The sequence below is a fragment of the Pseudomonas sp. GW823-FHT02E01 genome (assembly GCF_058797535.1).
Window position 1 is genome coordinate 462,236 of the sequence record NZ_JBXAJS010000001.1, and the last position, 23,789, is coordinate 486,024.

Sequence of the window (23,789 nt, forward strand, 5' to 3'; positions counted from 1 at the left end):
ACGGACATGTCCCTACGCACCCTGCTCACCACCCTACTGCTCGGCTGTAGTTTTTCGGTGCTGGCTGCCACAGAAATCATCCCCCTCAAATACCACACCAGTGCCGACCTGCTGCCGGTGGCGCAGGATTTCGTCGGCAAGGACGGACAGGTCAGCGCCTACGGTAATCAATTGATCGTCAACGCCGATCAACGCAAGATCGACGAACTTAAAGCCCTTCTTTCCCAACTCGACACCGCACCCAAGCGCTTGCTGATCACCGTCGACACCAGCGACAACAACTTCCAGGGTGACCAGGGTCATTCGGTGAACGGCGCCAAGCCAAGCCAGACCCGCATCATCAACTACACCACCGACACTCGTGACGGCGGCATTCAGCAGGTGCAGGCCAGCGAAGGCACACCGGCGCTGATCCAGGTCGGCCAGAGCGTGCCGCTGACCAGTTCGCAGACCGATTCCTACGGCGACCTGCGCAGCCAGACCGAATACCGCAACGTCACTCAGGGCTTCTACGTCACCGCAAACGTCACCGGCGACATCGTTCATCTGTCGATCAGTACCAACCGTGACCGCATGAGCCAGGAACGTCCCGATGTAGTGAACGTACAAAGCACCGACACAACCGTCACCGGCCACCTCGGTGAGTGGATCCTGCTGGCCGGGGTCAACGGCCAGACCCAGGCCGACAAACAGGGCCTGACCCGCAGCTACTCGACCCAGAGCCGCAACGACATGACTTTGCGGGTGAAAGTCGACACCTTGGACTAAAGCACCAAAAACTGACTGACGAGTCGTATTAGACCAAAGATGTAGTGCCTGAAAAAAAGCACTACAAAACGTTTGACGAGCCAAAAAAGCGAAGGCATGATGGCCTCGCTCCCGCTAATCAGAGGCCCTGGCAAGGGCCTTCGAGGCGATGTTCGCACCTACCCCGCGAACCGCTTCGTGTCTGTACCGCCCACAAGGTGTGTTTGACGAGGTTGTCGACTGGAACGAAGTTGTCCCGAGGGACGGAAGCGTAATAGGTAACCCGGCACCACACTGATGTTCGCACCAAGGCCCACGACGCCCGAATGCGCCCGCAGTTCGCCTTTACCTGCTCACTTCCCCTCGAGCCGATCGTTCATCCCGTCGCCCTCCCCGCCGAATCCGACTTGACCGCTTAAGCTTCTGGTCAGCGAGCGCAGGAATTTTCCACCGCAGAACAACTTTTCATAAAGACGCGACGAGGTTTATCTCCCATGGCACTGACACGCGAACAGCAAATTGCAGCCCTCGAAAAAGACTGGGCTGAAAACCCGCGCTGGAAAGGCGTGACACGCACTTACTCCGCTGCTGACGTCGTCCGCCTGCGTGGCTCGGTTCAACCTGAGCACACCTTTGCAAAAATGGGCGCCGAGAAGCTGTGGAACCTGGTGACCCAGGGTGCCAAGCCAGCCTTCCGTCCTGAGAAAGATTTCGTCAACTGCATGGGCGCCCTGACCGGCGGCCAGGCTGTACAACAAGTCAAGGCCGGCATCCAGGCGATCTACCTGTCTGGCTGGCAAGTGGCTGCGGACAACAACTCCGCCGAATCGATGTACCCGGACCAGTCGCTGTACCCGGTGGACTCGGTTCCAACCGTGGTCAAGCGCATCAACAACTCGTTCCGTCGTGCCGACCAGATCCAGTGGAAAGCCGGCAAGAACCCGGGCGACGACGGCTACATCGACTACTTCGCGCCAATCGTGGCTGACGCCGAAGCCGGTTTCGGTGGCGTACTGAACGCTTACGAGCTGATGAAGAGCATGATCGAAGCAGGCGCCGCCGGCGTTCACTTCGAAGACCAGCTGGCTTCCGTGAAGAAATGCGGCCACATGGGCGGCAAGGTACTGGTTCCTACCCAGGAAGCCGTACAGAAGCTGACCGCTGCTCGCCTGGCTGCTGACGTTGCCGGTACTCCGACCATCATCCTGGCCCGTACCGACGCTAACGCCGCTGACCTGCTGACGTCCGACTGCGACCCGTACGACCAGCCATTCGTGACTGGCGAACGTACCCAGGAAGGCTTCTACAAAGTGCGCGCCGGCCTGGATCAAGCCATCGCTCGTGGCCTGGCCTACGCTCCGTACGCCGACCTGATCTGGTGCGAAACCGCCAAGCCGGATCTGGACGAGGCTCGTCGCTTCGCTGAAGCGATCAAGAAGGAATACCCGGACCAACTGCTGTCGTACAACTGCTCGCCTTCCTTCAACTGGAAGAAAAACCTGGACGACGCGACCATCGCCAAGTTCCAGCGCGAACTGTCCGCCATGGGTTACAAGCACCAGTTCATCACCCTGGCCGGCATTCACAACATGTGGCACAGCATGTTCAACCTGGCGCACGACTACGCCCGCAACGACATGACTGCCTACGTGAAGCTGCAAGAGCAGGAATTCGCTGACGCTTCCAAGGGTTACACCTTCGTGGCGCACCAGCAGGAAGTGGGCACCGGCTACTTCGACGACATGACCACCGTGATCCAGGGTGGCTCGTCCTCGGTAACCGCACTGACCGGTTCGACCGAAGAAGAACAGTTCCACTGATCTGCTTCACCTGAGACATCAGCCGCTGCGGGCCGAATAGAAAGCTAACCGCAGCGCTGCACCTCTGACGCCCCGACTGGTTCGGGGCGTTTTTTTGCCTGCGATTCAATGAGCGCCCCTCTGTAGGAGCGAGCCTGCTCGCGATGAACCTGAGGACGCCGCTGGGTTTCAGGCCCCCAGCGTCATCGTTGACCACCATCGCGAGCAGGCTCGCTCCTACAGGGGATGGTGGCGACCTGGAAAAACATTGATCCAGAGCGCTACGACCGTCAGAAAAATCCGCTAAAACGCTCTCCGCCGCTACTTGCTGTAACGCCCATATAAGACAACTTCCGGAGTATCCGAAGGATAAGCAGTTTAAAAACCAAGCCAAACAATATTGATTATCATTTAGCGCCAACTATGTTCGTTACATTCCCTACAAAACATAATTGACGAAATGCCGGCTAATGCCCAAGGCGCAAGGCCTGCGGGGCTTTTGAAGCGCGCTATGTCCTTATTCCTATAAATAATTTCGCTATAGGAATTTTACTTGCCGGGTGTTTAGCCATAAAATCAGCGGGATTGATTGCTGCGACATATCGTCACTGCTTTTGTTTCTTTTCAAGCTCAGAGACCTTTGCTCTCTGTTAAGGATTACCAGCATGCCCGAAGCGACAGGACTCATGGCCCACAACTGGGGCTTTGCCATTTTCCTTCTAGGCGTCGTCGGCCTCTGTGCCTTCATGCTGGGCGTCTCCAGCCTCCTTGGGTCAAAAGCCTGGGGCCGCAGCAAAAACGAACCGTTCGAGTCCGGCATGCTACCTACAGGTGGCGCCCGCTTGCGGCTCTCAGCCAAATTCTATCTGGTCGCGATGTTGTTCGTGATCTTCGATATCGAAGCCCTCTTTCTCTTTGCATGGTCTGTGTCCGTCCGCGAAAGCGGCTGGACCGGATTCGTCGAAGCTCTCGTTTTCATAGCAATTCTGTTGGCAGGCCTTGTCTACCTATTCCGAGTGGGCGCCCTTGACTGGGCTCCGGAAGCTCGGCGCAAGCGGCAAGCGAAGCTGAAACAATGAGGCTTTGGCAATGCAATACAATCTCACCAGGATCGACCCCGATGCTCCTAACGAGCAGTATCCGATTGGCCAGCGGGAAACCGTTTCCGATCCGTTAGAAGATCAAGTCCACAAAAACATTTTCATGGGCAAGCTCGAAGACGTGCTTAACGGCACGATCAACTGGGGGCGCAAGAACTCCCTGTGGCCGTATAACTTCGGTCTTTCGTGCTGCTACGTGGAAATGACCACCGCCTTCACGGCGCCCCACGACATCGCGCGCTTTGGCGCCGAGGTTATCCGGGCATCGCCGCGCCAGGCGGATTTCATGGTTATCGCCGGTACCTGCTTCATCAAGATGGCGCCGATCATTCAGCGTCTCTACGAGCAAATGCTCGAACCTAAATGGGTCATCTCCATGGGTTCGTGCGCCAACTCCGGTGGCATGTACGACATCTACTCCGTCGTTCAAGGGGTGGACAAGTTCCTGCCCGTGGACGTCTACGTGCCTGGCTGCCCGCCCCGCCCTGAGGCTTTCCTGCAAGGCTTGATGCTGTTGCAGGAGTCGATTGGACAGGAGCGTCGCCCGCTTTCCTGGGTCGTTGGTGATCAAGGCGTCTATCGCGCCGAGATGCCTTCCGAGAAGGAAAAGCGCCGCGAACAGCGAATCGCAGTCACCAACCTGCGCAGCCCCGACGAAGTCTGATCCAGATCTGCTTCTTAAATAGAACGAGAACCTGGCTTCATTCTTTACGTTGACCGAAAGCGATAAATAACCATGACTACAGGCAGTGCTCTGTACATCCCGCCTTACAAGGCAGACGACCAGGATGTGGTCGTCGAACTGAACAACCGTTTTGGCCCGGAGGCGTTCACCGCCCAGCCGACCCGTACCGGCATGCCGGTGCTTTGGGTTGCCCGCGCCAAACTCGTCGAAGTCCTGACCTTCCTGCGCAACCTGCCCAAGCCGTACGTCATGCTCTATGACCTGCACGGCGTGGACGAGCGTCTGCGCACCAAGCGTCAAGGGCTGCCGAACGGCGTCGACTTCTCCGTGTTCTATCACTTGATGTCGATCGAACGTAATAGTGACGTAATGATCAAGGTTGCCTTGTCCGAGGGCGACCTCAACTTGCCGACCGTCACCAGCATCTGGCCGAACGCCAACTGGTACGAGCGTGAAGTCTGGGACATGTTCGGCATCGACTTCAAAGGTCACCCTCACCTGTCGCGCATCATGATGCCGCCGACCTGGGAAGGTCACCCGCTGCGCAAGGACTTTCCGGCCCGTGCCACCGAGTTCGACCCGTTCACCCTGAACCTGGCCAAGCAACAGCTCGAGGAAGAGTCCGCGCGCTTCAAGCCGGAAGACTGGGGCATGAAGCGTTCCGGCCCGAACGAGGACTACATGTTCCTCAACCTCGGCCCGAACCACCCGTCCGCGCACGGTGCGTTCCGCATCATCCTGCAACTGGACGGTGAAGAGATCGTCGACTGCGTACCGGACGTCGGTTACCACCACCGTGGTGCCGAGAAGATGGCCGAGCGTCAGTCCTGGCACAGCTTCATCCCGTACACCGACCGTATCGACTACCTCGGCGGCGTGATGAACAACCTGCCGTACGTGCTTTCGGTCGAGAAGCTGGCCGGCATCAAGGTACCGGAGAAGGTCGACGTCATCCGCATCATGATGGCCGAGTTCTTCCGGATCACCAGCCACCTGCTGTTCCTGGGTACCTACATCCAGGACGTCGGCGCCATGACCCCGGTGTTCTTCACCTTCACCGACCGCCAGCGCGCGTACACGGTGATCGAAGCCATTACCGGTTTCCGCCTGCACCCGGCCTGGTACCGCATCGGTGGCGTCGCCCACGACCTGCCGCGTGGTTGGGAAAAACTGGTCAAGGATTTCGTCGAGTGGATGCCCAAGCGTCTGGACGAATACCAGAAAGCCGCACTGGACAACAGCATCCTGCGTGGCCGGACCATCGGCGTCGCCGACTACAACACCAAAGAGGCCCTGGAATGGGGCGTCACCGGTGCCGGCCTGCGTTCGACCGGTTGCGATTTCGACCTGCGTAAAGCGCGTCCGTACTCGGGCTACGAGAACTTCGAATTCGAAGTGCCGCTGGCCGCCAATGGCGATGCCTACGACCGCTGCATCGTGCGTGTCGAGGAGATGCGCCAGAGCATCAGGATCATCGACCAGTGCCTGCGCAACATGCCGGAAGGCCCGTACAAGGCGGATCACCCGCTGACCACGCCGCCGCCGAAAGAGCGCACCCTGCAGCACATCGAAACCTTGATCACGCACTTCCTGCAGGTTTCGTGGGGCCCGGTCATGCCGGCCAACGAATCCTTCCAGATGATCGAAGCGACCAAGGGCATCAACAGTTATTACCTGACGAGCGATGGCGGCACCATGAGCTACCGCACCCGGATTCGTACCCCAAGCTTCCCGCACTTGCAGCAGATCCCTTCGGTGATCAAAGGCAGCATGGTCGCGGACTTGATTGCGTACCTGGGTAGTATCGATTTCGTTATGGCCGACGTGGACCGCTAAGCATGAACAGCACGCTTATCCAGACAGACCGTTTCACCTTGAGTGAAACCGAGCGCTCGGCCATCGAGCACGAGCTGCATCACTACGAAGACCCGCGCGCGGCGTCGATCGAAGCCCTGAAGATCGTCCAGAAGGAACGCGGCTGGGTGCCGGACGGCGCCCTGTACGCCATCGGCGAGATCCTCGGCATCCCGGCCAGCGACGTTGAAGGCGTGGCGACGTTCTATAGCCAGATCTTCCGTCAGCCAGTGGGCCGTCACATCATCCGCGTCTGCGACAGCATGGTCTGCTACATCGGCGGCCACGAGTCCGTGGTCAGCGAAATCCAGAGCAAGCTCGGCATCGGCCTGGGTCAGACCACCGCCGACGGTCGTTTCACCCTGCTGCCGGTCTGCTGCCTCGGCAACTGCGACAAGGCGCCGGCGTTGATGATCGACGACGACACTTTCGGTGATGTGCAGCCTGCAGGCGTTGCCAAATTGCTCGAGGGCTACGTATGACCCTGACTTCCTTCGGTCCGGCCAACCGCATCAAGCGTTCGGCCGAGACTCACCCGCTGACCTGGCGTCTGCGTGACGACGGCGAAGCCGTATGGCTCGACGAGTACCAGGCCAAGAACGGTTACGCCGCTGCGCGCAAGGCCTTCGCCGACATGGCCCAGGACGACATCGTCCAGACCGTGAAAGACTCCGGCCTCAAAGGCCGCGGCGGTGCAGGCTTCCCCACTGGCGTGAAGTGGGGCCTGATGCCAAAGGACGAATCCATCAACATCCGCTACCTGCTGTGCAACGCGGATGAAATGGAGCCCAACACCTGGAAAGACCGCATGCTGATGGAGCAACTGCCCCATCTGCTGATCGAAGGCATGCTGATCAGTGCCCGCGCACTGAAAACCTACCGTGGCTACATCTTCCTGCGTGGCGAATACACCACCGCCGCCAAGCACTTGAACCGTGCTGTGGAAGAAGCCAAGGCAGCCGGCCTGCTGGGCAAGAACATCCTGGGATCGGGTTTTGATTTCGAGCTGTTCGTTCACACCGGCGCCGGGCGTTATATCTGCGGTGAAGAAACCGCACTGATCAACTCCCTCGAAGGCCGTCGCGCCAACCCGCGCTCCAAGCCGCCCTTCCCTGCCGCCGTTGGCGTGTGGGGCAAGCCGACTTGCGTGAATAACGTCGAAACCCTGTGCAACGTGCCGGCGATCATTGCCGACGGCGTGGACTGGTACAAATCGTTGGCTCGCGAAGGCAGCGAAGACATGGGCACCAAGCTCATGGGCTTCTCCGGCAAGGTCAAGAACCCGGGTCTGTGGGAACTGCCGTTCGGCGTCACCGGTCGCGAGCTGTTCGAAGACTACGCCGGCGGCATGCGCGACGGTTACAAGCTCAAGGCCTGGCAGCCTGGCGGCGCCGGTACCGGTTTCCTGTTGCCGGAACACCTGGACGCGCAAATGTACGCCGGCGGCATCGCCAAAGTGGGCACCCGCATGGGTACCGGCCTGGCCATGGCGGTGGACGACAGCGTCAACATGGTGTCCCTGCTGCGCAACATGGAGCAGTTCTTCGCCCGCGAATCCTGCGGCTTCTGCACCCCTTGCCGCGATGGCTTGCCATGGAGCGTCAAGCTCCTGATGGCCATCGAGAACGGTGAGGGCCAGCCAGGCGACATCGAGACCCTGCTGGGTCTGGTCGGTTTCCTCGGCCCAGGCAAGACCTTCTGTGCTCACGCACCGGGCGCCGTGGAGCCGTTGGGCAGCGCAATCAAATACTTCCGCCATGAGTTCGAAGCCGGTATCGCGCCAGTCAGCGCCGCCGTCCCGCCTCTGGCAAGGCCGATCGTAGTCGGCGCGTAAACGCTTAAAAAAGCGAAGGGTCCGTGCCCTTCGCTTTTCGTGTGATGACGCCTTTAACGGCTGTGTTGATTCACGCGGATAACAAGATTCCATTAGCCACGCCCGCTGACACCGGGCCAACGAAGAACTTTGAACCATGGCCACTATCCACGTAGACGGCAAAGCGCTCGAAGTCGATGGGGCAGACAACCTGTTACAGGCATGTCTGTCTCTGGGCCTCGATATTCCGTATTTCTGCTGGCACCCTGCCCTCGGCAGCGTTGGCGCTTGCCGCCAGTGCGCGGTCAAGCAGTACACCGACGAGAACGACACCCGTGGTCGTATCGTGATGTCCTGCATGACCCCTGCCACCGACAACACCTGGATCTCCATCGAAGATGAAGAATCCAAGGCCTTCCGCGCCAGTGTTGTCGAATGGCTGATGACCAATCACCCTCACGACTGCCCGGTCTGTGAAGAAGGCGGTCACTGCCACCTGCAAGACATGACGGTAATGACCGGCCACAACGAGCGCCGTTACCGCTTCACCAAGCGTACCCACCAGAACCAGCAACTGGGCCCGTTCATTTCCCACGAAATGAACCGCTGCATCGCCTGCTACCGCTGCGTGCGCTTCTATAAGGACTACGCCGGCGGCACCGATCTTGGTGTGTTTGGCGCCCACGACAACGTGTACTTCGGTCGCGTTGAAGACGGCACCCTGGAAAGCGAGTTCTCCGGCAACCTCACCGAGGTCTGCCCGACCGGTGTGTTCACCGACAAGACTCACTCCGAGCGCTACAACCGCAAGTGGGACATGCAGTTCTCGCCGAGCATCTGCCATGGCTGCTCCAGCGGTTGCAACATCTCCCCGGGCGAGCGTTACGGCGAACTGCGTCGTATCGAAAACCGTTTCAACGGTTCGGTGAACCAGTACTTCCTGTGCGACCGTGGCCGTTTCGGCTATGGCTACGTCAACCGCGAAGACCGCCCACGCCAGCCGCAGTTGGCGGGCGGCACCAAGCTGAGCCTCGACGAAGCGCTGGATAAAGCCGCGGACCTGCTGCGCGGTCGCAACATCGTCGGTATCGGTTCGCCCCGCGCCAGCCTCGAAAGCAACTACGCGTTGCGCGAACTGGTCGGTGCCGAGCACTTCTACTCCGGTATCGAAGCTGCCGAGCTGGAGCGTATCCGCCTGGTCCTGCAAGTGCTCAAAGACAGCCCGCTGCCAGTACCGAACATGCGCGACATCGAAGACCACGACGCCGTGTTCGTCCTCGGTGAAGACCTGACCCAGACTGCTGCGCGCATGGCGCTGTCCCTGCGTCAATCGGTCAAGGGCAAGGCCGAAGACATGGCCGACGCCATGCGCGTCCAGCCTTGGCTCGACGCCGCGGTGAAGAACATCGGCCAGCACGCGCTGAACCCGCTGTTCATCGCCAGCCTGGCTGAAACCAAGCTCGACGACATCGCTGAAGAATGCGTTCACGCCGCTCCAGACGACCTGGCCCGCATCGGTTTCGCCGTGGCTCACGCCCTCGACGCCAGCGCTCCGGCCGTTGAAGGCCTGGATGCTGAAGCACTCGAACTGGCCAAGCGCATTGCCGACGCCCTGCTCGCTGCCAAGCGTCCATTGATCATTGCCGGTACCTCGTTGGGTTCCAAGGCGTTGATCGAAGCTGCTGCGAACATCGCCAAAGCGTTGAAGCTGCGCGAGAAGAACGGTTCCATCAGCCTGATCGTGCCAGAGGCCAACAGCCTCGGCCTGGCCATGCTCGGTGGCGAATCGGTCGACGCCGCGCTGCAAGCCGTGATCGATGGCCGTGCCGACGCCATCGTCGTGCTGGAAAACGATCTGTATACCCGTACCGACAAGGCCAAGGTCGATGCCGCCCTGACCGCCGCCAAAGTACTGATCGTCGCCGACCATCAGAAGACTGCCACCAGCGATCGCGCGCACCTGGTTCTGCCAGCCGCCAGCTTCGCTGAAGGCGACGGCACCCTGGTCAGCCAGGAAGGCCGCGCCCAGCGCTTCTTCCAGGTCTTCGATCCGAAGTACATGGACGCGAGCATCCTGGTTCACGAAGGCTGGCGCTGGCTGCATGCCCTGCGCGCGACCCTGCTGAACCAGCCGATCGACTGGACCCAACTGGACCACGCCACCGCCGCCGTCGCTTCCAGCACTTCGATCCTGAATCGCATCGTCGATGCCGCACCGTCCGCCGCGTTCCGCATCAAGGGCATGAAACTGGCCCGCGAACCGCTGCGTTACTCCGGTCGTACCGCCATGCGCGCTGACATCAACGTGCACGAACCGCGTGCCCCGCAAGACAACGACACCGCGTTCAACTTCTCGATGGAAGGTTACTCGGGCTCGGTCGAACCGCGTCAGCAAGTGCCATTCGCCTGGTCTCCGGGCTGGAACTCGCCGCAGGCCTGGAACAAGTTCCAGGACGAAGTCGGTGGTCACATCCGCGCTGGCGACCCGGGCACCCGCCTGATCGAAAGCAGCGGTGACTCGCTGAACTGGTTCGCCAGTGTTCCGCGCGCGTTCAACCCGGCACAAGGCACCTGGCAAGTCGTGCCGTTCTTCCACCTGTTCGGCAGCGAAGAGAACTCTTCGAAAGCCGCTCCGGTTCAGGAACGCATCCCGGCCGCCTACGTGTCGCTGGCCAAGTCCGAAGCCGACCGCCTGGGTGTCAATGACGGCGCGATGCTGAGCTTGAATGTCGCTGGCCAGACCCTGCGTCTGCCGCTGCGCATCAACGAAGAGCTGGGCGCCGGTCTGGTGGCACTGCCTGCGGGCATCGCCGGCATTCCGCCAGCGATCTTTGGCAAATCCGTTGACGGTCTGCAGGAGGCAGCTCAATGACCTGGTTCACTCCTGAAGTGATCGACATCATCATCACGGTCCTCAAGGCCGTGGTGATTCTGCTCGCCGTGGTGGTTTGCGGTGCCCTGCTGAGTTGGGTCGAGCGTCGTCTGCTCGCCCTCTGGCAGGACCGTTACGGTCCGAACCGCGTCGGTCCGTTCGGCGCGTTCCAGATCGCCGCCGACATGATCAAGATGTTCTTCAAGGAAGACTGGACGCCTCCATTCGCCGACAAGATGATCTTCACCCTGGCACCGGTAGTGGCCATGAGCGCCCTGCTGATTGCCTTCGCGATCATCCCGATCACCCCGACCTGGGGCGTGGCGGACATCAACATCGGTATCCTGTTCTTCTTCGCCATGGCTGGCCTGTCGGTCTACGCGGTGCTGTTCGCCGGCTGGTCGAGCAACAACAAGTTCGCCCTGCTGGGCAGCTTGCGCGCCTCGGCGCAGACCGTGTCGTACGAAGTGTTCATGGGCCTGTCGCTGATGGGCATCGTGATCCAGGTCGGCTCGTTCAACATGCGCGACATCGTTGAATATCAAGCGCAGAACCTGTGGTTCATCATTCCGCAGATCTTCGGCTTCCTGACCTTCTTCATCGCTGGCGTGGCCGTGACTCACCGTCACCCGTTCGACCAGCCGGAAGCGGAACAGGAACTGGCAGACGGTTACCACATTGAATACGCCGGCATGAAATGGGGCATGTTCTTCGTCGGCGAGTACATCGGCATCGTGCTGATCTCGGCGCTGCTGGTGACCTTGTTCTTCGGTGGCTGGCACGGTCCGTTCGGCATCCTGCCGCAGATCCCGTTCATCTGGTTCGCACTGAAAACCGCGTTCTTCATCATGATGTTCATCCTGTTGCGCGCTTCGATTCCGCGCCCACGGTATGACCAGGTGATGGATTTCAGCTGGAAGTTCTGCCTGCCGCTGACCCTCGTCAACATGCTGGTGACCGCTGCGATCGTGTTGCTCAACACGCCCGCCGTCGCGGCTCAGTGAGGATAGAGAATCATGAAGTACATATTTGACATCGTGCATGGCTTCTTCACCCAGCTTCGCAGCCTGGTGATGATTTTCGGCCACGCCTTCCGCAAGCGCGACACGCTGCAGTACCCGGAAGAACCGGTCTACCTGCCGCCGCGCTACCGTGGTCGTATCGTCCTGACCCGCGACCCCGACGGCGAAGAGCGTTGTGTAGCCTGTAACCTGTGCGCCGTGGCGTGCCCGGTCGGTTGCATCTCGCTGCAGAAAGCTGAAACCGAAGACGGTCGCTGGTACCCGGACTTCTTCCGCATCAACTTCTCGCGCTGCATTTTTTGCGGCCTCTGCGAGGAAGCCTGCCCGACCACCGCGATCCAGCTGACACCGGATTTCGAAATGGCCGAGTTCAAACGTCAGGACCTGGTTTACGAGAAAGAAGATCTGCTGATCTCCGGCCCCGGCAAAAACCCTGATTACAACTTCTATCGTGTTGCAGGTATGGCGATTGCCGGGAAGCCGAAAGGCTCCGCGCAGAACGAAGCCCAGCCGATCAACGTGAAGAGCTTGCTGCCTTAAGGAAGAAAGATGGAATTCGCTTTCTATTTCGCATCGGGTATCGCTGTGGTGTCCACGCTTCGCGTGATCACCAACACCAACCCTGTGCACGCCCTGCTCTACCTGATCATTTCGCTGATTGCCGTGGCGATGACCTTCTTCGCCCTCGGCGCGCCGTTCGCCGGCGTCCTGGAAGTGATCGCCTACGCTGGCGCCATCATGGTGCTGTTCGTGTTTGTGGTGATGATGCTGAACCTTGGCCCGGCCTCGGTTCAGCAAGAGCGCGTCTGGCTCAAGCCCGGTATCTGGGGCGGCCCGGTGCTCCTCGCTGCGCTGCTGCTGGTGGAACTGCTGTACGTGCTGTTCTCCCACCAGACCGGTGAAGCCATCGGCCATACCACCGTAGACGCCAAGGCCGTGGGCATCAGCCTGTTCGGTCCGTACCTGCTGGTGGTCGAACTCGCCTCGATGCTGCTGCTCGCCGCAGCCGTCACGGCGTTCCACTTGGGCCGCAACGAAGCCAAGGAGCAATGACGATGCCTGCTATCCCCATGGAGCATGGTCTGGCGGTCGCCGGCATCCTGTTCTGCCTCGGTCTGGTCGGCCTGATGGTCCGCCGCAACATCCTTTTCGTGCTGATGAGCCTGGAGGTCATGATGAATGCCTCCGCGTTGGCGTTCATCGTTGCCGGAAGCCGCTGGGCACAGCCGGATGGACAGATCATGTTCATCCTGGTGATCAGCCTGGCAGCCGCCGAGGCCAGTATCGGCCTGGCGATCCTGCTGCAACTGTATCGCCGCTTCCACACGCTCGATATCGACGCTGCCAGTGAGATGCGCGGATGAATCTTCTCTATCTGACTTTCCTGTTCCCTCTCATCGGTTTCCTGCTGCTGGCGTTTTCTCGCGGCCGTCTCTCGGAAAACCTTTCGGCGCTGATCGGCGTCGGTTCCGTCGGCTTGTCTGCCATCGTCGCGGCTTACGTGATCTGGCAATTCAATGTCGCACCACCTGAAGGCGGCCACTACACCCAGGTGTTGTGGCAGTGGATGGCGGTGGAAGGCTTCACGCCGAACTTCGCCCTGTACCTGGACGGCCTGTCGCTGACCATGCTCGGTGTGGTGGTTGGCGTCGGCTTCCTGATCCACCTGTTCGCGTCCTGGTACATGCGCGGTGAAGCCGGTTACTCGCGCTTCTTCGCCTACACCAACCTGTTTATCGCCAGCATGCTGTTCCTGGTGCTGGGCGATAACCTGTTGTTCCTGTACTTCGGCTGGGAAGGCGTGGGCCTGTGCTCCTACCTGTTGATCGGTTTCTACTACAGCAACCGCAACAACGGTAACGCCGCACTCAAAGCCTTTATCGTGACCCGTATCGGTGACGTGTTCATGGCCATCGGCCTGTTCATTCTGTTTGCCCAACTGGGCACGCTGAACGTTCAGGAACTGCTGGTACTGGCACCACAGAAATTCCAGTCCGGCGACTTCTGGATGGTCATGGCCACCCTGATGCTGCTCGGTGGTGCTGTCGGTAAATCCGCGCAACTGCCGCTGCAAACCTGGCTGGCGGACGCGATGGCCGGTCCTACCCCGGTTTCGGCACTGATCCACGCCGCAACCATGGTGACCGCTGGTGTCTACCTGATCGCCCGTACCCATGGCCTGTTCACCCTGGCGCCGGAAATCCTGCACCTGGTCGGCATCGTCGGTGGCGTGACCCTGGTCCTGGCTGGCTTCGCAGCCCTGGTTCAGACCGACATCAAGCGTATCCTCGCCTACTCGACCATGAGCCAGATCGGCTACATGTTCCTGGCCCTGGGCGTCGGTGCCTGGGATGGCGCGATCTTCCACCTGATGACCCACGCCTTCTTCAAGGCCCTGTTGTTCCTTGCCTCCGGTGCGGTGATCGTTGCCTGCCACCACGAGCAGAACATCTTCAAGATGGGCGGTCTGTGGAAAAAGCTGCCACTGGCCTACGCCAGTTTCATCGTCGGCGGCGCGGCCCTGGCGGCCCTGCCACTGGTAACCGCAGGCTTCTACTCCAAGGACGAAATCCTCTGGGAAGCGTTCGCCAGCGGCAACAACGGTCTGCTCTACGCAGGTCTGGTCGGCGCATTCATGACTTCGTTGTACACCTTCCGCCTGATCTTCATCGCGTTCCACGGTGAAGCGAAGACCGAAGCCCACGCCGGTCACGGCATCGCTCACTGGTTGCCACTGTCGGTGCTGATCGTACTGTCGACCTTCGTCGGCGCGATGATCGTTCCACCGCTGCACGGCGTACTGCCGCAAAGCGTCGGCCATGCCGGCGGCGAAGCCAAGCACAGCCTGGAAATCGCCTCGGGCGCCATCGCCCTGGCCGGTATCCTGCTGGCCGCATTGCTGTTCCTCGGCAAGCGTCGCTTCGTCACCGCCATCGCCAACAGCGGCATCGGCCGTTTCCTCTCGGCCTGGTGGTTCGCTGCCTGGGGCTTCGACTGGATCTACGACAAACTGTTCGTCAAGCCGTACCTGGCGATCATCCACATCCTGCGCAAAGACCCGCTGGACCAGACCATCGGTCTGATCCCGCGCATGGCCAAAGGCGGTCACACCGCCCTGAGCCGTACCGAGACCGGTCAACTGCGTTGGTATGCCGCCTCGATGGCTGCTGGTGCCGTGCTGGTTATCGGCGCCGTCGTGCTGGTAGCGGTCTGATATGAACCTTGCGAACTTGCGAAAGGAATTGAGCCCGTCATGATTCTGCCTTGGCTAATCCTGATCCCCTTCATCGGCGGCCTGCTGTGCTGGATGGGTGAGCGCTTCGGCGCCACCCTCCCCCGCTGGATTGCGCTGATCACCATGTCCCTGTTGCTCTCCCTCGGCCTCTGGCTGTGGGCCAACGGTGATTATTCATTTGCCCCGGCGCCTGGCGCCGTCCCGACCTGGGCGCTTGAGTTCAAGCACGTCTGGATCCAGCGCTTCGGCATCAACGTGCACCTGGCCCTCGACGGCCTGTCGCTGTTGATGATCATGCTGACCGGTCTGCTGGGTGTCCTCTCGGTACTCTGCTCGTGGAAAGAGATCCAGCGTCACGTGGGCTTCTTCCACCTGAACCTGATGTGGATCCTGGGCGGTGTCGTCGGTGTGTTCCTCGCCCTCGACCTGTTCATGTTCTTCTTCTTCTGGGAAATGATGCTGGTGCCGATGTACTTCCTCATCGCGCTCTGGGGTCACAGTTCTTCGGACGGCAAGAAAACCCGGATCTACGCGGCGACCAAGTTCTTCATCTTCACTCAGGCTTCCGGCCTGATCATGCTGGTGGCGATCCTGGGTCTGGTACTGGTCAACTTCAACGACACCGGCGTGATTACCTTCAACTACGCCGACCTGTTGAAAACCAAGATGTCGACGACCACCGAGTACATCCTGATGCTCGGCTTCTTCATCGCCTTCGCGGTGAAGCTGCCAGTCGTGCCGTTCCACTCCTGGTTGCCTGACGCTCACGCCCAGGCGCCGACTGCAGGTTCCGTCGACCTCGCCGGTATCTTGCTGAAAACCGCTGCCTACGGCCTGCTGCGTTTCGCCCTGCCGCTGTTCCCGAATGCGTCGGCCGAGTTCGCGCCGTTCGCCATGACCCTGGGTCTGATCGGGATTTTCTACGGTGCGTTCCTGGCGTTCGCGCAAACCGACATCAAGCGTCTGATTGCCTTCTCGTCCGTTTCCCACATGGGCTTCGTTCTGATCGGCATCTACTCCGGCAGCCAACTGGCGCTGCAGGGCGCGGTGATGCAGATGCTGGCGCACGGTCTGTCGGCAGCGGCACTCTTTATCCTGAGTGGCCAGTTGTACGAACGCACCCACACCCGCGACATGCGTGAAATGGGTGGCCTGTGGTCGAAGATCGCTTACCTGCCGGCCCTCAGCCTGTTCTTCGCCGCTGCGTCGCTGGGCTTGCCGGGTACCGGCAACTTCGTCGGTGAGTTCCTGATCCTGATCGGCACCTTCCCGATCGCTCCATGGGTCACCATTATCGCGACGTCCGGCCTGGTGTTCGGTTCGGTCTACTCGCTGATCATGATCCATCGTGCCTACTTCGGCCCGGCCAAATCGGACGCGGTACTGCATGGCATGGATGGTCGCGAAATGATCATGGTGGTCGGTCTGGCTGCACTACTGATCTACATCGGCGTGTACCCACAACCGTTCCTCGATACCTCTGCCGCTACGATGCATGGCGTGCAGCAATGGCTCGGCACCGCCTTCACTCAACTCGCTTCGGCCCGGTAAGAGCGCTATGGAATTCACGACTCAACACTTTATCGCGCTAGCGCCGCTGTTGATTACCAGCGCCACGATCATCGTGGTGATGCTGGCAATTGCCTGGCGCCGCAACCACTCCCAGACCTTCCTGCTGTCGGTGGCGGGTCTGAACCTGGCGTTGCTGTCGATCCTGCCAGCCTTGAAGGTCGCGCCACTGGCTGTGACCCCACTGCTGCAAATCGATAGCTTCGCTTGCTTGTACATGGCGCTGATCCTGGTCGCCACCCTCGCTTGTGTCACCCTCGCCCACGCCTACCTCGGCGATGGCGGCACGGGTTACCCGGGCAACCGTGAAGAACTGTACCTGCTGATCCTGATGTCCGCCGCCGGTGGCCTGGTGCTGGTCAGCGCACAGCACCTGGCCGGGTTGTTCGTCGGTCTGGAACTGCTGTCGGTGCCGGTTTATGGTCTGGTGGCCTATGCCTTCTTCAACAAGCGTTCGCTGGAAGCCGGTATCAAGTACATGGTGCTGTCGGCTGCCGGCTCCGCGTTCCTGTTGTTCGGCATGGCACTGCTGTACGCAGACTCGGGTTCCCTGAGCTTCGTCGGCATCGGTCAGGCGCTGGCGGCTACCGGTCTGCCAAGCTCGCTGGCACAACTGGGCCTGGGCATGATGCTGATCGGCCTGGCGTTCAAGCTGTCGCTGGTACCCTTCCACCTCTGGACTCCGGACGTTTACGAAGGGGCCCCGGCGCCGGTTGCCGCGTTCCTGGCGACCGCTGCCAAAGTGGCGGTGTTCGCGGTCATGGTGCGCCTGTTCCAGATCTCCCCTGCTGCAAGCAGCGGCGTCCTGAGCAACGTGCTGACCATCATCGCCATCGCGTCGATCCTGTTCGGTAACCTGCTGGCCCTGACCCAGAGCAACCTCAAGCGTCTGCTGGGTTACTCGTCCATCGCCCACTTCGGCTACCTGCTGATCGCCTTGGTGGCGAGCAAGGGCCTGGCCGTGGAAGCCATCGGCGTGTACCTGGTCACCTACGTGATCACCAGCCTCGGCGCTTTCGGTGTGATCACCCTGATGTCCTCGCCGTACAAAGGCCGTGACGCAGACGCCCTGTACGAATACCGCGGCCTGTTCTGGCGCCGTCCGTACCTGACCGCCGTGCTGACTGTGATGATGCTGTCCCTGGCCGGTATCCCGCTGACCGCAGGCTTCATCGGCAAGTTCTACATCATCGCCACCGGCGTCGAGTCCCATCAGTGGTGGCTGGTCGGCTCCCTGGTACTGGGCAGTGCCATCGGCGTGTTCTACTACCTGCGAGTGATGGTCACCCTGTACCTGATCGAGCCAAACCTGCGCCGCGTCGACGCTCAATTGCACTGGGAACAGAAGGCAGGCGGCGTGATGCTGCTGGCCATCGCGGTACTGGCTTTCTTCCTCGGCCTGTACCCACAACCGCTGCTGAACCTGGTTCAACAGTCGGGCCTGGCGGGTTGATCGCTTAGAGCCATTCAGTAGTAAACAGAAACGGCACCTTCGGGTGCCGTTTTTGCGTTTGTAGGATATGTTACCGGCGCGCCCCCCTCCTCCGACAATCCCCGAAAGCTCACGCGGGATTACCCGCCTCGTCCTACATCCAGCATTGAGCACTTGGTTCTATCTTGAATGACTTCTAGATTGATAAACCAATGCGAGAACTAACAATAAAACGTGAGATTTTTTTCCGAAATCGTAGAGGGTTTCGATGCCTTTGCTGCCGAAAGCAAAGGTAATGTCGGGCAGCGAATCGGAACGATGAAAGGCAAATTGGTGCTTCCAGAAGATTTTGACGCGCCACTACCAGTTGAAATGCTTGATGTTTTTGAAGGCACTCACGAATGAGGCTTCTACTCGACACGCGTAATTTACTCTGGACACTCAGTGATGATCCGCAGCTTTCGGGTAAAGCCAGAAAGCTCATTGAGAACGCTGCCGACATTTATGTCAGCGCAGCGGATGGCCTGTTCGCGAGCCTGCTCCGGGGGCGATCCGGGGGCACTGGCCAAACAAGACGGCACCTCCGAGTGGCGTTTTTGCGTTTGGTTTTTTTAAGATCGATGCCCACCTTATTGCCGGAGAATATCTGTATGTCCCATCAGAAATCGCCGACAGCAAGAACCAAGCATTGCAAGCAGCTATTGATTCAGGTTTCCGAAGGGATGCTTCCCATGTGAACGTCAGTTCTTGTCACATATATTCAATCTTTATTCGGCGCTTGCATCACGCCCCCCTAAAGACTGAGTCAGAAAGTCCTCGCATTCATAGTGAATTGAGGCCGGCGACGGATAAAAACCCAAACAAATAAAAATGTTATTGCATAATTCTTACATTTTGCCGTTCGACAACACCTGAGTACCGAGTTTAATTTATCGCCCAGATCAACTACAAGAAACGGGCCACAATGAAAAACGCACTCGTGATTCGACACTTAAACTTTGAAGATCTTGGCACACTTGAACAGCCGTTGATTCAACGCAATTATAATATTCATATTATTGATGCCACTTCGGAAGAGCTGCAGGCAGTTGATCCCATAACGCCTGATCTGATGGTGATATTGGGAGGGCCGATCGGTGCTTATGATGAAAAAAAATACCCATTCATAGAAAATGAAATTGCACTTATCAACGCACGTTTGCAAAGCAACAAGAAAACGTTGGGAATCTGTCTTGGTGCCCAGCTGATAGCGAGGGTGTTGGGAGCCTCCGTTTATCCAATGGGGCACTTGGAGATTGGCTTCAGCCCTTTACAGTTGAGTAATGACGCACACCCTTCCTGCCTTGATCTATTGAACGACGATGTCGCCGTATTGCATTGGCACGGAGATCAATTCGACATCCCCAAGGGGGCTCATCACTTAGCGAGCAGTAAACTCTGTGCCAATCAGGCGTTTAGTGTCGGCAAAAACATACTGGGTCTACAGTTCCACCTGGAAATTGATCCTGACCGCTTTGAACAATGGCTGATCGGTCACGCAGCCGAATTGAACATGGCCTCAATTGACCCTCGCGACTTGCGTCGACAGATAGCTTTACACGGTAAGTCATTGAAAACCGTTGCCCCGAAAATCATTTCAAACTGGCTCGACCTGCCACTCTAACAAAGCTCATCTGGCCGACTATTTAGAACAAAAGGTAACTATCATGAACACTCACGACATTCAAACTTACTCGGTTGCACAGATGCTCGAAAAACTTTCGGTGCTTTGGAGCACCCGAGCCGCAGTCAATAACAAACAACCTACTTATTCCGAGCTAGCCTTCGATCCCGGCAAAAACGACTTTTGCGAGAGCTTGCTTCCCTTCAGAAATCACCCTGCCTGGATCGAAGCCTCTCCCGAAATGAAATCAACATGCCTTTCCTATGCATGGATCATCTATAACCTGAAAACCATTTACATCGAATGCGACATCGTCACGCCAGCTTGCGAGGACATCATCAAAACGCCACCCAGCGCAACAAGGAATCGAGCATTGCTTCAGGAGTCCATCTCCGAAGCACTGCTTGACGAAGCACTGCACACCAAGATGTCGGTCACCGCATGCAACTACATTTATCACCACAGAGATCTTGCACACCTGAATTTCACCGACTTCAACCTGATCAAATGGAAGAATTGGGTGCTATCGTCCTGTTCTGCCGAATGGGAGCGCAGACTCACTCGCTTCGGTATCGCCTGCGCCAGTGAAACGCTGATTACGGACTATCTTAAAACGCTGGCCGAAGACAGTTCCGTTCAAAGCATTTGCCATCAAGTCACCAAGACCCATGCGATGGATGAATGGAGTCATTCCAGTGTATTCAGTTATGTAGCGGCAGATCTGATATCGACGCTATCTCAACATGAAAAAACGCACTTAAAGGCCATTATTAAAAAAACCGTATCAATGTTTGCAAACAATGAAATGGGGGCGTGGGAAATGGCATTTTCTCATGCTCGCCTGCCTCGCTATGCGGACATCATCCACGACACGGCAACACTTGGCGAAGTCAACGTTTACACCGAGTCGGTCGACAAATTGCTGAGCAGAATAGGTCTCGAAGAAACCCACTGATATCAGTTGGCACTTCTTGAACAACTCATTAAAAACGTACTTATCTCTTTACCATGAAGGGGACGACCATGGAGCGGCTTACGTTCTTGAGTTGCGAGAAAATCTCAGATGCAGCAACCAACACGAAGACTTACCTGCTGCGATTGCCCCAATGTATTGAACCCAATGAATTAAAGCCGGGACGATATATTGCGATCAATCATCCAGACCGCTCTGGCACGGCACAACAACGTAATTACTCGATCACGGCGGTGCGAGATATCAATCAAATTGAAATCACGGTCAAGCGCACCGGCAACAATGGAGTATCGGACACTTTGTATTCGAACGTCGGCTGCGGATCACTCCTTTGTTTTTCCAACGTTGGTGGCAACATCACTTCGGACAGTATTATCGCCTACCGGCATGTCTTGATGCTGGCAGGCGGTATCGGCATCACATTGCCGATCGCGCTGATCCGTAGCCTTGTCGAGCTTGAAAGCAAAGATAAACCCATTCCCAGAGTAACGCTGCTGGTTAGTTCACCTACGATTGCGAGCATACCTTTCCTCGCGGAACTCCTCGCCTTAGCGTTTCGATCGAACTGGTTCAACGTTCGCTTTTTTATTACTCGAGAATCAATCGATACACACTCTCACCACTTTACCGGAGGACGGCTGGTTAAACTTTCCTTACCGGATTCAGTTCCCGTCGACGCGGCAGTCATTTGCGGCAGCCATGGCTTTTCCGTCGCCCAGCAGGTATTGGTCAAGGAGCTGAATCACAACATCCCCTGTTTCATTGAAGCGTTCAGCAGCGTGGAACAGTCAGAACCAGCAGCCGAACACAGCCCGCTGACCACTGTCTGTGCTCGATCAAATCAGCAGGACCACCATTTCCAGGTCAGTAGTGGACAAACGCTGCTTGATGCGTTGGAAGCCAACCAGGTACCCATCCGCAGTCAGTGTCGCTCAGGCATCTGTGGCAGTTGCAGGATCAAGGTTATTTCCGGGGCATGCAAAAGAGCGCCTGACTTCTCGCTCAGCACTACGGAACTGGAGGCGGGCTACGCATTGGCTTGTTGCACATATGCCGAGGGTGGCGAGCTCTCAATTGAGATCTGACCGGCTTGCACGAACCGAGGGTGGCGCGGTGATCTGAACTATCGACATCGTTTCAACGACGTTTTCGCTGCGATGCGGCGACCCAACAAGCCAACTTGCCGGCGAATGCGGTGACACAAGCAACTATAAAAAACGGCACCTTCCGGTGCCGTTCGCCTTTCACAACTCCAGTGCTTTACTTGCGCGCCGCCTCCCACGATTTCAGCAGTTCGGTGTAGCTCACGGTTTCACCCTTAGGCTTTTCGTTCGCCAGTTTCGGCTTCGGTGCGCCCGGTTGGTCGAACCAGTATTGCGCATCGCGCTCTGGATTCATTTTCGGGGCGCAGGTGGCTTGTGCCTTCGAGCGTTCCAGACGGGTCATGATTGCGTCCTGATCCTTGGCCAGGCCATCCAGCGCCTCTTGCGGGGTTTTCTCGCCGCTGGCGGCTTCGGCGATGTGGCTCCACCACAACTGCGCCAGGCGAGGATAATCAGGCACGTTGGTTCCGGTCGGGGTCCATTGCACGCGGGCCGGGCTGCGGTAGAACTCCACCAGGCCACCGAGTTTCGGCGCCAGGTCGGTCATGGCCTGGGAGTTGATGTCCGATTCGCGGATCGGGGTCAGGCCGACGATGGTTTTCTTCAGCGACACGGTTTTCGAGGTCACGAACTGCGCGTACAGCCAGGCCGCCAGTTTTTGTTTCTCAGGCGTGGACTTCATGAATGTCCAGGAACCGGCGTCCTGATAACCGAGCTTCATGCCCTCTTCCCAATATGGACCTTTCGGCGAAGGCGCCATGCGCCATTTCGGCGTGCCGTCGGCGTTCATCACCGGAAGGCCAGGCTTGGTCATGTCGGCGGTAAATGCGGTGTACCAGAAGATCTGCTGGGCAATGTTGCCCTGGGATGGCACGGGACCTGATTCGGAGAAAGTCATGCCCGCCGCTTCCGGTGGCGCGTACTTCTTCATCCAGTCAACGTACTTGGTGGTCGCATACACTGCTGCCGGGCCGTTGGTGTCGCCACCGCGGGTCACGCTGGAGCCGACCGGATGACAATCCTCGACGCGGATCCCCCACTCGTCCACCGGCAAGCCGTTAGGTATGCCTTTATCGCCAGCGCCTGCCATGGAGAACCAGGCATCGGTGAAACGCCAACCCAGCGACGGGTCTTTCTTGCCGTAATCCATGTGCCCGTAAACGCGCTTGCCGTCGATTTCCTTGACGTCTTCGCTGAAGAATTTGGCGATGTCTTCATAGGCCGACCAGTTCACCGGTACGCCCAACTCGTAGCCGTACTTTTCCTTGAACTTGGCTTTCAGGTCCGCGCGTTCGAACCAGTCGGCGCGGAACCAGTACAGGTTGGCGAACTGCTGGTCGGGCAATTGATAGATCTTGCCGTCCGGCGCGGTGGTGAAGGAGATGCCGATGAAGTCCTTGATGTCGAGGGTCGGCGAGGTGAAGTTCTTGCCCTCGTTGGCCATCAGGTCGGTGATCGATTCGGTCTTGCCGTAACGGAAGTGTGTACCGATCAGGTCCGAGTCGTTGACCCAGCCGTCATAGATGTTCTTGTCCGACTGCATCTGGGTCTGCAGCTTTTCCACCACGTCGCCTTCCTGCAGCAGGTCGTGGGTCAGCTTGATCCCGGTGATCTCGGTGAAGGCCTTGGCCAGTACCTTGGACTCATACTCGTGGGTGGCGATGGTTTCCGACACCACCTTGATGCTCATCCCGCGAAACGGCTCCGCCGCCTTGATGAACCACTTCAGTTCTTCCAGTTGTTGATCAGCCGTCAGGGTGGACGGCTTGAATTCACTGCCGATCCATTTCTTCGCCGCGTCTTCATAGGCATCAGCCCAGGCAGATGCGCTCAAACCGCTGAGTGCCAGCATGGCTGCCAATGAAATGCTATGTCGCAGCTTATTGTTTTTATCCAACATAGAGACCTCCTTATAGGGTTTC

The 23,789-nt window shown here is 58.5% G+C and carries 20 protein-coding genes and 1 pseudogene; 20 read left to right on the top strand and 1 reads right to left on the bottom strand.

Annotated elements, in window-relative coordinates; translation table 11 throughout:
- Positions 1-6 precede the first annotated feature (6 nt).
- The 20 genes and pseudogenes from AC1RDQ_RS02150 to AC1RDQ_RS02245 all read left to right on the top strand — a co-directional run bounded on the left by AC1RDQ_RS02150 (position 7) and on the right by AC1RDQ_RS02245 (position 21,849).
- On the top strand, positions 7-768 hold the full coding sequence (locus AC1RDQ_RS02150) for a secretin N-terminal domain-containing protein (protein ID WP_057714160.1): 762 nt from the start codon (positions 7-9) through the stop codon (positions 766-768).
- Between the two features lie 473 nt (positions 769-1,241).
- Positions 1,242-2,567 (top strand): isocitrate lyase, encoded by a 1,326-nt coding sequence (gene aceA / locus AC1RDQ_RS02155; RefSeq protein WP_034146910.1) that lies wholly within the window; start codon positions 1,242-1,244, stop codon positions 2,565-2,567.
- A 644-nt stretch (positions 2,568-3,211) separates the two neighbouring features.
- Positions 3,212-3,625: an NADH-quinone oxidoreductase subunit A gene (locus tag AC1RDQ_RS02160; protein ID WP_003223812.1), complete on the top strand. Its 414-nt coding sequence runs from the start codon at positions 3,212-3,214 to the stop codon at positions 3,623-3,625.
- Between the two features lie 10 nt (positions 3,626-3,635).
- Positions 3,636-4,310, top strand: coding sequence for a NuoB/complex I 20 kDa subunit family protein (locus AC1RDQ_RS02165; protein WP_046037844.1), 675 nt, complete (start codon positions 3,636-3,638; stop codon positions 4,308-4,310).
- A 72-nt stretch (positions 4,311-4,382) separates the two neighbouring features.
- On the top strand, positions 4,383-6,167 hold the full coding sequence (nuoC, locus tag AC1RDQ_RS02170) for an NADH-quinone oxidoreductase subunit C/D (RefSeq protein WP_492586115.1): 1,785 nt from the start codon (positions 4,383-4,385) through the stop codon (positions 6,165-6,167).
- A gap of 2 nt (positions 6,168-6,169) precedes the next feature.
- Positions 6,170-6,667, top strand: coding sequence for an NADH-quinone oxidoreductase subunit NuoE (gene nuoE, locus AC1RDQ_RS02175; RefSeq protein ID WP_008020715.1), 498 nt, complete (start codon positions 6,170-6,172; stop codon positions 6,665-6,667).
- Positions 6,664-8,019, top strand: a complete 1,356-nt coding sequence (nuoF, locus tag AC1RDQ_RS02180) for an NADH-quinone oxidoreductase subunit NuoF (protein ID WP_057714158.1) — start codon at positions 6,664-6,666, stop codon at positions 8,017-8,019. Before nuoE ends, nuoF begins: the two co-directional genes overlap by 4 nt.
- 136 nt (positions 8,020-8,155) lie before the next feature.
- Positions 8,156-10,870, top strand: coding sequence for an NADH-quinone oxidoreductase subunit NuoG (gene nuoG, locus AC1RDQ_RS02185; protein ID WP_218496202.1), 2,715 nt, complete (start codon positions 8,156-8,158; stop codon positions 10,868-10,870).
- Positions 10,867-11,874 carry an NADH-quinone oxidoreductase subunit NuoH gene (gene nuoH / locus AC1RDQ_RS02190; protein WP_090456620.1) on the top strand — a complete coding sequence of 336 codons (1,008 nt, stop codon included), beginning with the start codon at positions 10,867-10,869 and terminating at the stop codon, positions 11,872-11,874. The genes nuoG and nuoH overlap by 4 nt, the downstream gene beginning before the upstream one ends.
- A 12-nt stretch (positions 11,875-11,886) precedes the next feature.
- Positions 11,887-12,432 (top strand): NADH-quinone oxidoreductase subunit NuoI, encoded by a 546-nt coding sequence (gene nuoI, locus AC1RDQ_RS02195; protein WP_191622226.1) that lies wholly within the window; start codon positions 11,887-11,889, stop codon positions 12,430-12,432.
- Between the two features lie 9 nt (positions 12,433-12,441).
- Positions 12,442-12,945 (top strand): NADH-quinone oxidoreductase subunit J, encoded by a 504-nt coding sequence (gene nuoJ, locus AC1RDQ_RS02200; RefSeq protein ID WP_053161453.1) that lies wholly within the window; start codon positions 12,442-12,444, stop codon positions 12,943-12,945.
- A 2-nt stretch (positions 12,946-12,947) separates the two neighbouring features.
- Complete coding sequence (gene nuoK, locus AC1RDQ_RS02205) at positions 12,948-13,256, top strand: NADH-quinone oxidoreductase subunit NuoK (protein ID WP_007946416.1); 309 nt, start codon at positions 12,948-12,950, stop codon at positions 13,254-13,256.
- On the top strand, positions 13,253-15,106 hold the full coding sequence (gene nuoL, locus AC1RDQ_RS02210) for an NADH-quinone oxidoreductase subunit L (protein WP_057714154.1): 1,854 nt from the start codon (positions 13,253-13,255) through the stop codon (positions 15,104-15,106). Before nuoK ends, nuoL begins: the two co-directional genes overlap by 4 nt.
- A 39-nt stretch (positions 15,107-15,145) precedes the next feature.
- Complete coding sequence (gene nuoM, locus AC1RDQ_RS02215; protein WP_492586117.1) at positions 15,146-16,678, top strand: NADH-quinone oxidoreductase subunit M; 1,533 nt, start codon at positions 15,146-15,148, stop codon at positions 16,676-16,678.
- Between the two features lie 7 nt (positions 16,679-16,685).
- Positions 16,686-18,149, top strand: a complete 1,464-nt coding sequence (gene nuoN, locus AC1RDQ_RS02220) for an NADH-quinone oxidoreductase subunit NuoN (protein ID WP_090456625.1) — start codon at positions 16,686-16,688, stop codon at positions 18,147-18,149.
- Between the two features lie 213 nt (positions 18,150-18,362).
- Positions 18,363-18,533, top strand: coding sequence for a hypothetical protein (locus tag AC1RDQ_RS02225; RefSeq protein ID WP_492586119.1), 171 nt, complete (start codon positions 18,363-18,365; stop codon positions 18,531-18,533).
- A pseudogene (locus AC1RDQ_RS02230) lies at positions 18,530-18,646 on the top strand (PIN domain nuclease); the annotation flags it as partial. The gene AC1RDQ_RS02225 and the pseudogene AC1RDQ_RS02230, both read left to right, overlap by 4 nt.
- 446 nt (positions 18,647-19,092) lie before the next feature.
- Entirely contained in the window at positions 19,093-19,791 is a 699-nt protein-coding gene (locus AC1RDQ_RS02235) for a glutamine amidotransferase (RefSeq protein ID WP_492586121.1), read from the top strand.
- Positions 19,792-19,834: 43 nt separating this feature from the next.
- Complete coding sequence (locus AC1RDQ_RS02240) at positions 19,835-20,746, top strand: diiron oxygenase (protein WP_057714149.1); 912 nt, start codon at positions 19,835-19,837, stop codon at positions 20,744-20,746.
- Between the two features lie 68 nt (positions 20,747-20,814).
- Positions 20,815-21,849, top strand: a complete 1,035-nt coding sequence (locus AC1RDQ_RS02245; protein ID WP_492586123.1) for a 2Fe-2S iron-sulfur cluster-binding protein — start codon at positions 20,815-20,817, stop codon at positions 21,847-21,849.
- Positions 21,850-22,024: 175 nt separating this feature from the next.
- Here AC1RDQ_RS02245 and AC1RDQ_RS02250 read toward each other — a convergent pair whose 3' ends face one another.
- The gene (locus tag AC1RDQ_RS02250) at positions 22,025-23,767 is read right to left on the bottom strand and encodes an ABC transporter substrate-binding protein (protein WP_492586125.1); all 1,743 of its coding nucleotides are present in this window, start codon (positions 23,765-23,767) and stop codon (positions 22,025-22,027) included.
- Positions 23,768-23,789 lie beyond the last annotated feature (22 nt).

Excerpts from the sequence above, each read along its gene's own strand:
- AC1RDQ_RS02150 (WP_057714160.1), top strand. The coding sequence starts at position 7 with ATGTCCCTACGCACCCTGCTCACCACCCTACTGCTCGGCTGTAGTTTT.
- aceA (WP_034146910.1), top strand. The coding sequence starts at position 1,242 with ATGGCACTGACACGCGAACAGCAAATTGCAGCCCTCGAAAAAGACTGG.
- AC1RDQ_RS02160 (WP_003223812.1), top strand. The coding sequence starts at position 3,212 with ATGCCCGAAGCGACAGGACTCATGGCCCACAACTGGGGCTTTGCCATT.
- AC1RDQ_RS02165 (WP_046037844.1), top strand. The coding sequence starts at position 3,636 with ATGCAATACAATCTCACCAGGATCGACCCCGATGCTCCTAACGAGCAG.
- nuoC (WP_492586115.1), top strand. The coding sequence starts at position 4,383 with ATGACTACAGGCAGTGCTCTGTACATCCCGCCTTACAAGGCAGACGAC.
- nuoE (WP_008020715.1), top strand. The coding sequence starts at position 6,170 with ATGAACAGCACGCTTATCCAGACAGACCGTTTCACCTTGAGTGAAACC.
- nuoF (WP_057714158.1), top strand. The coding sequence starts at position 6,664 with ATGACCCTGACTTCCTTCGGTCCGGCCAACCGCATCAAGCGTTCGGCC.
- nuoG (WP_218496202.1), top strand. The coding sequence starts at position 8,156 with ATGGCCACTATCCACGTAGACGGCAAAGCGCTCGAAGTCGATGGGGCA.
- nuoH (WP_090456620.1), top strand. The coding sequence starts at position 10,867 with ATGACCTGGTTCACTCCTGAAGTGATCGACATCATCATCACGGTCCTC.
- nuoI (WP_191622226.1), top strand. The coding sequence starts at position 11,887 with ATGAAGTACATATTTGACATCGTGCATGGCTTCTTCACCCAGCTTCGC.
- nuoJ (WP_053161453.1), top strand. The coding sequence starts at position 12,442 with ATGGAATTCGCTTTCTATTTCGCATCGGGTATCGCTGTGGTGTCCACG.
- nuoK (WP_007946416.1), top strand. The coding sequence starts at position 12,948 with ATGCCTGCTATCCCCATGGAGCATGGTCTGGCGGTCGCCGGCATCCTG.
- nuoL (WP_057714154.1), top strand. The coding sequence starts at position 13,253 with ATGAATCTTCTCTATCTGACTTTCCTGTTCCCTCTCATCGGTTTCCTG.
- nuoM (WP_492586117.1), top strand. The coding sequence starts at position 15,146 with ATGATTCTGCCTTGGCTAATCCTGATCCCCTTCATCGGCGGCCTGCTG.
- nuoN (WP_090456625.1), top strand. The coding sequence starts at position 16,686 with ATGGAATTCACGACTCAACACTTTATCGCGCTAGCGCCGCTGTTGATT.
- AC1RDQ_RS02235 (WP_492586121.1), top strand. The coding sequence starts at position 19,093 with ATGAAAAACGCACTCGTGATTCGACACTTAAACTTTGAAGATCTTGGC.
- AC1RDQ_RS02240 (WP_057714149.1), top strand. The coding sequence starts at position 19,835 with ATGAACACTCACGACATTCAAACTTACTCGGTTGCACAGATGCTCGAA.
- AC1RDQ_RS02245 (WP_492586123.1), top strand. The coding sequence starts at position 20,815 with ATGGAGCGGCTTACGTTCTTGAGTTGCGAGAAAATCTCAGATGCAGCA.
- AC1RDQ_RS02250 (WP_492586125.1), bottom strand. The coding sequence starts at position 23,767 with ATGTTGGATAAAAACAATAAGCTGCGACATAGCATTTCATTGGCAGCC.